The sequence below is a fragment of the Maribellus maritimus genome, assembly GCF_022267315.1.
GTDB lineage: Bacteria > Bacteroidota > Bacteroidia > Bacteroidales > Prolixibacteraceae > Draconibacterium > Draconibacterium maritimum.
This window is the reverse complement of sequence record NZ_JAIKLE010000031.1, coordinates 42838-54405: the sequence shown is the minus strand read 5'-3', so window position 1 is coordinate 54405 and position 11568 is coordinate 42838. Positions and strand designations below refer to the sequence as shown.

General features: G+C 37.2%; 7 protein-coding genes. All 7 read right to left on the bottom strand.

Annotated features, from left to right (window positions below; translation table 11 throughout):
* Positions 1 to 34: 34 nt before the first annotated feature.
* Positions 35 to 1645, bottom strand: a complete 1611-nt coding sequence (locus K5G00_RS21990; RefSeq protein ID WP_238768548.1) for a RagB/SusD family nutrient uptake outer membrane protein — start codon at positions 1643 to 1645, stop codon at positions 35 to 37.
* Positions 1646 to 1656: 11 nt separating this feature from the next.
* Positions 1657 to 4944 carry a SusC/RagA family TonB-linked outer membrane protein gene (locus tag K5G00_RS21985; protein WP_238768546.1) on the bottom strand — a complete coding sequence of 1096 codons (3288 nt, stop codon included), beginning with the start codon at positions 4942 to 4944 and terminating at the stop codon, positions 1657 to 1659.
* A 125-nt stretch (positions 4945 to 5069) separates the two neighbouring features.
* The gene (locus K5G00_RS21980) at positions 5070 to 6098 is read right to left on the bottom strand and encodes a FecR family protein (protein ID WP_238768544.1); all 1029 of its coding nucleotides are present in this window, start codon (positions 6096 to 6098) and stop codon (positions 5070 to 5072) included.
* Positions 6099 to 6205: 107 nt separating this feature from the next.
* A complete protein-coding gene (locus K5G00_RS21975; protein ID WP_238768542.1) occupies positions 6206 to 6796 on the bottom strand; it encodes an RNA polymerase sigma factor in 591 nt (196 codons plus the stop codon).
* A 395-nt stretch (positions 6797 to 7191) separates the two neighbouring features.
* A complete protein-coding gene (locus K5G00_RS21970) occupies positions 7192 to 8310 on the bottom strand; it encodes a family 43 glycosylhydrolase (RefSeq protein WP_238768540.1) in 1119 nt (372 codons plus the stop codon).
* A gap of 146 nt (positions 8311 to 8456) precedes the next feature.
* The gene (locus K5G00_RS21965; RefSeq protein ID WP_238768538.1) at positions 8457 to 9836 is read right to left on the bottom strand and encodes a sulfatase family protein; all 1380 of its coding nucleotides are present in this window, start codon (positions 9834 to 9836) and stop codon (positions 8457 to 8459) included.
* Positions 9837 to 9874: 38 nt separating this feature from the next.
* Positions 9875 to 11563: a GH35 family beta-galactosidase gene (locus tag K5G00_RS21960; protein WP_238768536.1), complete on the bottom strand. Its 1689-nt coding sequence runs from the start codon at positions 11561 to 11563 to the stop codon at positions 9875 to 9877.
* Positions 11564 to 11568: the final 5 nt, after the last annotated feature.

Here is an 11568-nt window from a genome sequence, read left to right as displayed (position 1 = left end):
GTTATCTTGAAATAGATAACTGATCGCTAATAATTTATTCGTAGTTAGGGTTTTGAGCAAGATTGGGATTTGCATCTATTACTGTTTGCGGAATAGGAAATACCTCCGCTTTTTCGCCCTGAGGTTTGTGAGAGAGCCAGCTTTTTGTGGAATAGGTGCCAAATCGAATCATATCTCTTCTTCTTGCCCATTCACAAGCAAATTCGTATCCCAGTTCGTCATAGAATCCACCGAATTCTACAGGAGAAGTATCTCCATTTTCAACAATTTCATAATTTTCAACGTAGCCAAAATTGTACTTGCTGTTTGCGGTCAATTGAGTTCCGGAAACTGTAGCTTTTGCCGGAGCATCTTTGAAAGCTCTTTCTCTTACCTCTGTTACTATTGTTGCAGCTTCATCTGCCTGACCTTTTCGTAACAGACATTCGGCTTTCATCATTAACACCTGGGCGTAGCGAAAAAATGGCACGTCATTATTCATGTTGTATTGTGCACCCATTTCAGGCAGGAATTTTTTTATTCTGTATCCCTCGTCTTCGGTGGTATACATCCCGTCAGGCAGGTCTTTTGAATAATTAAGTTGTTCTCCGGCCCTGTCATAAGTACATAAAAGCGGTGTAACTCCGTCTGCCGCATATTGCAGCCCATGCTCCCATGTGTCGTCGAGGCGCGAATCATCCGGATCATAGGTGTCTATAAACTGGGAAACAGCTTTTGCACATCCGGCTCCCCAAGGTGTAGTGCCAAGATTGTATTTGTATCTCGATGAAGCGTGGAAGGTATAATTACTGTATAAACCACTGCCGTTTATTTCGTCATAAGGGATGGCAAAAATTGTTTCTGTTGAATTTTCATTATATGCAGTAAAACAATCAGCATAATTTTGTTCCAACTTGTATTTACTGGAACTAATAATATCGTTGCATTCTGAAATACATTTATCCCATTCAGCCGTGCCTGTGTATACTTCGGCATTTAAATACAGGTTTGCCAGCAGAGTTTTTGCTGACCACCTGTTAAAACGTCCATACATCAAAGTACTGTTCTCGTCGCTTAATTGAGATAAAGAAGTTGTAATATCACTAACTATCGATTGAAATATATCTTCGCGGGGTGTTGAAGAAGGCAATTCCTGCGATGTTGTTGTTACAAAAGGAACATTTCCAAAATTGTCAATTAACAACCAGTAATAAAATGCTCTGGCAACCTTCATTTCCGCAATTAAAGATTCTTTACTTAAATCTGACGGTACAGGAACAACATCTCCCTCTAACTGCTCAATTATTCTATTGGCATGTAAGACTCCTGGATATAATTTTGCCCAAAGATTCTTTACCTGAGGAGCTTCTGAGTTCCAGGTATGAAGATGCATCTTTTTGTATATCCCTCCGTCGTCCCATCCTGAGGCATTAGCCGGCATAACCAGTATATCGGTTGTCGATTCCTGCATTATTGAAAACCCGGAGTGGGAATGCAATCCTCTTAAGTTTTGGTAAACCGGGCCTATTACACTGTAAATTTCATCAGAGGTGTAATTATATCCATCTTCTGTTAATTCGGAATAGACAGTTTCAGTTAAATCGTTACATGAAAAATGACTAACCAATATAAGCGTCGCTATAATTATTTTTAATAAATTTTTCATTTTTACTTGTTTTAAAATTTCATTGAAAATCCGAACGTAAAGGTTCTGGTTGAAGGATATCTGTCTCTGTTATCCAGTCCGGGATCTAATCCTATACTATTTACCTCTGGATCTATTCCGCTGTATCCGGTAATTGTAAACATATTTGAGCCCGATAAATACAATCTCAGATTCTTAACTAAACTCCCTTTTAGATTGAGAGTGTAGCCCAGCGTAATATTATCGATTTTCCAGTAATCACCGTCCTCAATAAAGTAACTTACATACTGAAGTTCCTGATAATCATTAAGAGGTCTTTTTCCATAAATATTATCATAAGTGCTTGCCACTACGTTTCCACGGGTAAGACTAACCGGAACAGCATAAAACATCTTTGTCATATTTAATATTTGATAGGCAAAAGCACCGCGCATTGTTACGTTTAAATCAAATTGTTTGTAACGAATTGTATTGTCCCAGCTGAGGTAGTGTTTTGGTAAACCATTTCCCAAAACTTTTTTGTCATCTGGTTGCTGTTCCGCAATGGGTTTTGGGTTTCCGTCTTTCCCTTCAATAATCCAGTAGCCGTCTTCGTCAATGTCGATTGATTTAAAACCATAGAAATTTCCGATTGCCTCACCTTCTTCTACTCTGTGCGTAGTCGATTGTATTGGTTCTCCGGTAGAACCGGTATAAAAATATCCGCTTTGAAGTTGGAATTTATCGTTTGACAAGGATAGCAATTTATTACTGTTTGTAGAATAGTTTACCTTTGTAGTCCAGTTAATATCCTTTGTTTCCACTGGAATTGCGGTGATTTGAATTTCAAGTCCTTTGTTTTCCATTGAACCTGCATTTGCAAGTACACTGCTATAAAGATACGGAGGTGTTGAAACATTGTAGTTCCAGAGTAAATCTTTTGTTGTGCGTTTATAAGCATCTATAGCTCCGGAGATTCGGTTGTTAAAGAGTCCAAAATCCAGACCGATATTAACTTCCTCTTTTGTTTCCCATCTTAAGTCGGGGTTGGCATTGGAAGAAGGATATATTACAGGGATCCATTGACCGTTTAACAGATACTTATTTCCGTAGGTTAATCTGCTTAACGATTGGTATGTATTAGAAGGAGCTGTTCCCGTAATACCATATCCTACTCTTAGCTTTAATTGAGACACTGAATTTTGGAGGTTTTTCATAAAATCCTCCTTCATCAGGTTCCAACCGGCTGAAACGGCCGGAAATGCCCCCCACTTATGGTCTTTCCCAAATTTTGAGGAGCCCTCGTACCTTAAACTGGCCATAAGCAAATATTTGTTCTTGAAACTGTAATTCACCCTGCCAAAATAACTTACCAGTCTCGATGAGGTTTTGTTGGAATCCATTCCGGCTCTACCTTCTGTGAGAGCAGCTCCGTCTGACATATTATTGTATGAATATTTATCGCTTGGAAAGTCAAAGTTGTTCATCCAGTAGAATTCATACGTATCCTGTTGGAAACTGTAACCTGCCAGGGCGTTAATGTTGTGGTTGTCAAATGATTTTGAATACGTTGAAGTTAGTTCCAGCAAGTCATTTACATTTCTTGTTGTACCTTTGGATGCGAATCCGGTTCTTTTTTCTCTGATACTGTTCAAGTGGTTAAACGATTCAGAGTATCCGGCTGTTTTGTTGTAAATGTCTCTTGATGCCAGCGCCTTGAGCGTTAGTCCTTCGAGAGGATAAAAAGTTACTGTTCCAAAAGGTTTAAAATTTGTAATTGCAATTTCTCCTTCTGTTTCTTTAATTAAAGCCAGCGGGTTGGCATAGTTGTTCATTTCAGGATGTTCTGTCCAGTTTCCGTCTTGGTCTTTAACCGGATCGGTCGGATTGTAAATCAGCGCATTTCTGTATACATCGCCTCTCCAACTGTAACCATCACCTCCGGAGAAATATTTTTGATCGTAGCCAATAATATTACCATTAAGTTTTAACTTCCCGTCAAACATTGTATGGTTGGCTTCAATTCGGGTAGTCAACACATTATTATCAGAGCGCAACATCAATCCCTGAAGCTGTTTGTAATTGATGTTCATTATGTAGTTTGTGCTGGAGTTTCCTCCTTTCATACTAAAATTATGATTCTGGGAAATTGGAGTTCTGAAAATTTGGTCGATCCATTTTGTCGTGGCACCATAATCAATTGCTCCCGGTTTTTCTTGTGCAACCAGGTTTCGGTACTGATCTGCATTCATAAAGTCAATTGTTTTGGTAATAGTCTGTGTTGTTACGTAGCTATTCCATTCTATAGTTGCAGGAGTTTCGCCCTTAACTTTTTTCGTGGTTATAAGCACAACGCCGTTGGTGCCGCGGGTACCATAAATTGCTGCGGCAGAACCATCTTTAAGTACATCAATGGTTTCGATATCTTCCGGAGCAACATCGGTCAGAGAACCGGGAACTCCGTCAATTACTATTAATGGCTGAGTTCCGGCAGCTAATGTTGTTACTCCGCGTAAAACAATTTGTGAAGTTCCGGTTGGATCTGCGTCGGGATTTATAATGTTAACACCCGCAATTTGCCCTCTTATAAGCTGCGCTGCATCTTTTACAGAACCTTTTACAAAGTCTTCCGAGTTTACACTTGACACCGCATTTGTTAATTCCTCTCTTTTTAAAGTTCCGTAGCCAATGGCCACAACCTCCTCGATGCCAATAGCCTCTTCTTCCATTATTACATTAATTGTGGCTTTTCCTTCCTGCGGAATTTCCAGGGTCTTCATTCCTACAAATGAAAACAGCAACACGGCATTTCCGGGGATATCCGATAATGAATATTCGCCATTTGCATCAGAAACGGTACCTTTAGTAGTGCCTTTTACTACTACAGTTACTCCGGGTAACGGCAATCCATTGAGATCAGTGATTTTTCCTTTTACCTTATTACTGCCTTGTTGCTCAAATGAAAAAGGATCTTTTGTATTTGTTAACAATATTTGTCTTTCAATAACCTGATAACTAATTCCTGAGGAAACTAAAACCTTCTGTAATACCTCTTCTATGGTATTATTTGAAAAATAAGCGTCAACTTTACGTTCGACATCAATTTTAGTATCACTGTATAAAAACCTGAACTCACTTTGGAGCTCAATCTCTTCCAATACCTGTTTTATTGAAACGTTTTTCATATCCAGGTTAAATCGTCTGTTTTGAGAGTAGGTGTTTGCAGAAACATGGACTGCTGCAACAAGCATAATAAAGAATACTACTTTCATCATTTTTAAAATTTTACTCCAGGGAATAACACAGTTTTCCCATGAAGTTGAGACTCGACTTTTTTTCATAATTTTGTTTTATGGTTTAATACTTAATTTACCAGCTTCGACTTTGGTAAATTTGTTTAATCTCGGACAGGAGTATGTTGGCGCATATTCCTGTTTGTTTTTTAATTTTGTTTCATGTAAAATGTTTATATATCATAGTTTATAGTTATGTTTTCTCCCTTGATAGTATAAGTAAATGGTGTGACAAGTCGCATCAACTCAAGCATTTCTCTGCAGCTTTCTGTTTTTATTGTTAATGTATATCTCAGATTTTTAACTTTTTCGAAATTCGGAATAGAAATTGAAACTCCATACCATCGTTCTAATCGTACAATTAAATGCTGTAATTCTTCATTGTTTACCCTTAGAATGTTATCTTTCCAGCAGGTGTAATATTCAGGATCGATATGGCTCACCTGATATTTGTTTTCCTCATTAATATAAAATCGTTGATTTGGTTTTAGCTTTATTTCTTCGTTCTTACCGGTAATGACAGATACTGCTCCTTCTTCCAGTATAATTTCAGATGTAACCTGCTCTTTAAATGCCCTAACATTAAAACTTGTTCCATATACTTTTACCGTATATTTATCTGTTTCAACAAGGAATGGTCTTTTTTTATCTTTTGTTACATCAAAGAAGGCTTCCCCTTCCAGATGAACTTTCCTGTCCAGTTTGTTGCCTATAAAGTATGTTAGTGTGGAACCGGAGTTTAACCATACACTGGTCCCGTCGGCTAATATCACGTTGCTTTTCTGTCCGGGAGGAACGATGTATTGTGTTTTTTGTCCTTCCTGTACAGGATTTTGGCGGCTAAAATAGAAATATATGCTTATTGTAATAAAAGGGATAAGTAATATAACGGCAATTTTGTTCCACCAATTCGGGAACAGATAAATATTTTTTTCAGGTTTGTTTTGTTTTATAATCTTATGTTTCAATATGGTTAATGATGGAATATACTCTTCGCGGCTAATCGGTTTCTCTTCAAGATGGATGGATTCAACAATTTCTCGGGCGATTTGGACCGTTCCTTTTTTGTTGGGATTATTTTTTATAAATGTTTCCCAGAAAAACTGGCTCTCTTCATCGGGAGAAAAAATCCAGTTTCTGAATTTTTCATCCTCTACAAAGTCTTCATAGCCAAAATTATTATAGTTACTTTCCCTTTTCATAAAAGAAGTGACAAAATGTTTTTACTCGATAATGATGGTAAAATGATATTTATACTACCTGATAAATGTGTTTTATAACACATAAAAGGTAAGGTAGAATGTATTTTTTAGGGTTGAGGGATTGGTAAAAGAAAGAGTAACAATTGATCTCTATTGTTTCGAAAATCTTCTTTCAGCGAATGAAGAGCACGGCTCATTAAGTTCCGTACAGTTTGCATTTTGGTGCCGTAAACTTCAGCTATTTGCTGATAGGATAGGTTATTATAAAAACGAAGATAAATTATTTCCTGTTGTTTTTCTGAGAGTTTTCCAATTGCATTGATTATCTTTTTTTTACTTCCTTCTTCGACTTCTTTTGTGATTAACTGATGTTCAACAGATTCAATCAAACTAAATTCAATGTTCTTTTGAACTTCAGTCTCACCAATTAATTTAACAGGAGTTTTTCTTGTCAATTTATATCGGAGTGCCCTCAAAAGATAATAACGAATATTATCTGTTTTTGCCAGTCGATCTCCTGATTTAATCAATTCCAGAAATAGTTCCTGAATATTATCTTTTACAGTGTCTCTATCTTTTATAAATTTTAAACCATAATAATAAAGTGCTGAATAGTTTTCTTCATAGATAATTTCTAGAGCATCTTTATTGCCTTGCCTGAAACTATCCCAGAGAATATTTTCTTTGATGGATTTCAACGGGCTTTTATTAAAATGAACAAAGATGAAATAAAAAGAAGAAATTTCAAATATGATGACTCCAAAGGAAGAAGGTTTTCCGGAGTTTCGTTAAATTTCAGAAATCGGGAAAACCATCTTAGCTATCGATGCTATAGTTTACGCAAGTATATTTGTAAACTTAATGCCGGTAGCCTCTGTCGTATAAATATTGACAATGTTATGGCTTATTGCCAGTACATCAATGTATTAATTCGTTTTCGCAATTGTTTAATTACATTTTTTCTAATGTTATTTTTGGTTGTAATTTTCACTACATTTTTTGATCCCTTCTTCCGTCTGTTCAAACTCTCATTTTGCTATATATAGACGATTTCCTAACCTTCCCTGAATAATAAGTTTTGGAAAAAGTGGCTTTATTCAAAATACATTTTAAATTTTGTTAAATATATGTCCTTGTCACGTTGGGCCATGGATAAACCCCAATTGACTTTTTTATTATCAGAATCACTGCTAATGGCCGGACGGTATAGTCCGGGAGCTGCAGGGAGTGCATGAAGATTTTTATTGATTGTCTTAAAATCGATTCCGTTGGCGGCAAAATTTAGGGACTTGTTTAAACATGCCAGAGAAGCTATTCCTCCGTTTTGATTCCATATTAGTACTTCATGACTTCTGGCCAATACCGGAGATTTAAGTTTTTCATATGGTCCTTCGGGATTATTAGCAACTGCGATTCCCATTTGTGTATGACCCGGGCCTTGTTTCCCATAAATCCTGGATCTTCCCTTATAGTACAGCCAGATTTTTTCATCTCTGATATTTAATGCAGCGTCATCGATTCGATAACTGTCAAATGCTGAAGAATCTTTGCTAATTGTTAATATTGGTTGATTGGAGATTCTTGAAAATGGACCATCAGGGGCATCGGCAACGGCAAGGCCTATGGCTGTAATGTCTGATTCAGAATTGTTTTCAAATTTCTTTTCAGTATCTCCGGGTGTAGGTTTAACGCCTGTATAGTACAAGTAGTATTTTCCTTTAAATACAAGAATATTGGGCGTAAATACAGCATGGCTGTCAAATGTCCCATCGATACCTGGGGCAATTGCTTGCCCTTTCTCTTCCCATGATATACCGTTATTGGAGGTTGCATACCAGATTGTTCCGTAATAGCCAGAGTTGTATAAAGGTGTTTTTTCTCCGTTGGTTTTGGCAGGAATTTTTGTATACCAAATAAAATACGTATCGTTTACTTTGATGATATCGCTGGGGTCACGCCGGGTAACATCTGCCTCATAGCCAATACCGGTAATATTTTCATATTCAAACCAAATACTGTCAATTGTATTTTTTTGAACGGTTTTTCCCGGTTTCTGATAAGTTTCTTTTTTCCTTCCACAGCAAATAACCATGATAAATATGCTTGTTAAAAGAATTAGTCGGATTAAAATTGAGTGTCTCATTTTTATTTCAGAATTGTTGTTAATTGTCTCTTCGTTCAGGATAGGAGAGGGCTTTTTGTTCTTGCTCATTTTGATGTAAATTGCGATATGTTTAAGTTTAAATTGTCAGGTTATCAGGGCGTTAGTTGATAGGTTTGTTTGCCATACCTTTGAACGTAGTTATGATTTAGTATTGGTTTCTTGAAAAGTAGTTAAGAAAAATTATACAGCTCATCTCATTTTGTGATATTTGCTTTTGGTATTTCTGCATAACCTGGATTTCTTTTATTTTGTTCTAAATCTATTTTAAAAGCTGAAATTATCTCATTCAAAGATTTTGTGATAGCAGGAAAATCTGTATTCCGGTTTTTACTTTCACTTATATCTTCATCAAGGTTATATAGTCGAGGACTATTTCCAGGGAAATATTTCCATTTGCCAAGACGTAAAGCTTTAACCCCTTTGTCCTGATCGATATAAAAGAAAGTTCTCTGAAGCGTATCTTTATTATTAAGAATAAGTGGGCTGATATCTGTTCCGTCGATAATGTTATGATTCGTTAAATCGATATTTGCCAACCTGGCAAATGTAGGGTACAGGTCGATACTTGATGTGACCTGATTACAAATGCTTCCACTTTGTATTTTCCCTTTCCATTGCATAATACATGGAACACGTAAACCTCCTTCATACATGGATCCCTTTTTTCCTCGCAAAGGACCAGCGCTACCTGTGGCAGGTCCGTTATCGGAAGTGAAAATAACCAGTGTATTTTCAGACAAGCCCAGACTTTCCAACTTTTTTAGGACAATACCTACACTCCAATCCAATTCTTCTATTGCTGCGGGATATAGAAAATCCCTGCTTATTTTGTCTTCTCCCCGAATTGCTGCAAGCTGGGAGTCAGAGAATCTTATTTTAGCCAGACTGTCAGATACATGGCACGGCCGATGTGGCATATTATGTGCCAGATATAGAAAAAACGGATGATCTCTATTTTTCTCAATAAAAGAAACAGCTCGGTCGGTATAACGTTTAACCAGCAAATCCTGATCAGGATTGTACTCAATTACCTGTCTCCCTTCTATTAGTGGGAGAGGTTTAAACTCATACGGGGTGATCCCGGGGAGCATGTCATTGCTGTATGGCAATCCGAAATATTCATCAAAACCGTGATTCAAAGGCATAAAATCCGGCAGATCGCCTAAGTGCCATTTTCCGATACAGGCTGTTCGGTAATCTTTGGCTTTTAATAACTCGGCAAGGGTTATTTCGTCCGGATTTAATCCATAAGCCATACCATTTTTTTGTCCCTGCAGCATATCATTAGGAAACAATACTGAAGGTAGACCAACCCGTTGCGGGTAACAGCCCGTAAGTAGAGCAGCCCTTGAAGGAGTGCAAACAGAAGCTGCAACATAGAAATCAGTAAAAAGCATACCTTCTGCTGCCATTCTATCTATGTTGGGAGTTCTGATCGTTTTATTGCCGTAACATCCAACATCGCCATATCCCTGGTCGTCAGTGAAGATTATAACAAAGTTAGGTTCTTGTGCTGTACTGAATAATGTAAAAAAACTGAATATGAGAGTAATATATAACTTAAGTCGGTTCATATCTTATTTTTTATCCTGAAGTAGTTATTAGAATTATTCTATAATACCTTTATTTTAAATACTTTCGGCTTTTCTTCTGAAACATAAGGTCCTCCAAATGCTGTTTCATCACCATTTAAACGGTGATGGATTATTTTCCCATCTTTAAAAATCAGTTCATCAATAGAGATATAGGTATGAGGAGATTTACCTTGCTTATTAACTTTTGAAACCTTAATTAATATGTCTCCGGTTCCTGCAATTAAAAATTCATTTTCTTTTTGCTTAATTATGATTGCGGCCGCCGCGCTATTGCAAAGTTTGGCTTCAATACCAAATTTGCCTCCAGTTATTTCGAACAAATTACCTGGAGAGAACCGTTGAATAGTAACTTCATGTTTCCCAACCTTAACTGAGTTCTTTTCTTGTCCTTCTTCAAGGAATACCCCGTCAATATTATTGGCAGCCTGATTTTCCAGAATAATTTGAGATATATTTTTCAGGCACTCGTAACCTTTTTGCAACGAATGATCGTTTGGGGCAGCAGAATTAAAAAGACCTCCACCTTCAATCCCAAAAGGTGCAAATCCTATAGCCCGATATCTACCAAAAGCATAAAAACTTCTTGCTATCGCAGAAGAATCAATCTTTGTTTCAGGAATGAACAGCAAATTTCCCGACTGCAAATAATTTTGGCATACCCAATCAAATTCTTCAACCATATAAATATCAGGGGCAATAAAATCGATAGCAGGTGCTGCAGCACGCCAAATATCTATTACATGAGGTAAAGGCCCACCGGAGGGATATTTTCCGGGGATATTGGCTTTGGGTTGTTTTAGCCATGCGTTTACAAACATAGGCAAAGGATAGATCGATTTCCCTGCTTCGGCAATTGCTCCGACATATGTAGCATAATTCCACGCCATAAAAAGCTCGTCTGTAAACTTTGGATAACGTGTTTTCCAATCAGCTCCTATATTCAGGTCACCTTTACCAAATACATCTTCCCAACTGCCACTGGTTTTGAATCCATTATCACACCATGCTTTTTGGACTGCAGGATATAAATCATCTTTATTTTTTTTAAAATACTTAATTAATTGAGACGGAACCTCTTCAAAAGCCTGATTGGCCAATCCGGAAAAATCCCTTGATGCACCCAACACACCCATTTCATTTTCAACCTGAACCATTATTACGGTATGCTCCTTACTATCTATTTCCTTAATGTGTTCCATTAATTTTACAAAAGCACAGATATCTGCCTTTAAACTTTTGTTCCCCAGAGGAGACAGCGCATCTTGAAATTTCCCATTGGATTCTTCAATGAGAGGAAACCTCTTGGGATTTCTTTTTACCCATTCAGGAACATAGCTTGATTTGCCGTTTTTCCAGCTGCCAAACCATAGTATCACCAGTTTTAAGTCATGGTCTCTTGCTCCTGTTATCATACTGTCAACCAACGAAAAATCAAAAGAGCCTTCCTCTGGCTCTACTAATTCCCATGAAACCGGGGCTAATACTGTATTGAGGTTTTTCTCAGCCAAACGCTCCCATATCGGACGCATGTGACAGGCACTTCCAGCACTAGAATTATGCAATTCTCCAGCTAATAACAAAAAAGGTTTATTATTGACATAAACCTGTACACAACCATCTTTTTCAACTAAATGTGGGATGGATGTTGACTGAGCAAAAATCAAATTGCTGATCAATAAAAATATGACAGAATAAAAAAGCCTCATAATCA

What these genes read in the sequence shown, in the direction of transcription:
- K5G00_RS21990 (WP_238768548.1), bottom strand. Translation starts at nt 1,645, where the DNA reads ATGAAAAATTTATTAAAAATAATTATAGCGACGCTTATATTGGTTAGT.
- K5G00_RS21965 (WP_238768538.1), bottom strand. Translation starts at nt 9,836, where the DNA reads ATGAACCGACTTAAGTTATATATTACTCTCATATTCAGTTTTTTTACA.
- K5G00_RS21985 (WP_238768546.1), bottom strand. Translation starts at nt 4,944, where the DNA reads ATGAAAAAAAGTCGAGTCTCAACTTCATGGGAAAACTGTGTTATTCCC.
- K5G00_RS21980 (WP_238768544.1), bottom strand. Translation starts at nt 6,098, where the DNA reads ATGAAAAGGGAAAGTAACTATAATAATTTTGGCTATGAAGACTTTGTA.
- K5G00_RS21960 (WP_238768536.1), bottom strand. Translation starts at nt 11,563, where the DNA reads ATGAGGCTTTTTTATTCTGTCATATTTTTATTGATCAGCAATTTGATT.
- K5G00_RS21970 (WP_238768540.1), bottom strand. Translation starts at nt 8,310, where the DNA reads ATGAGCAAGAACAAAAAGCCCTCTCCTATCCTGAACGAAGAGACAATT.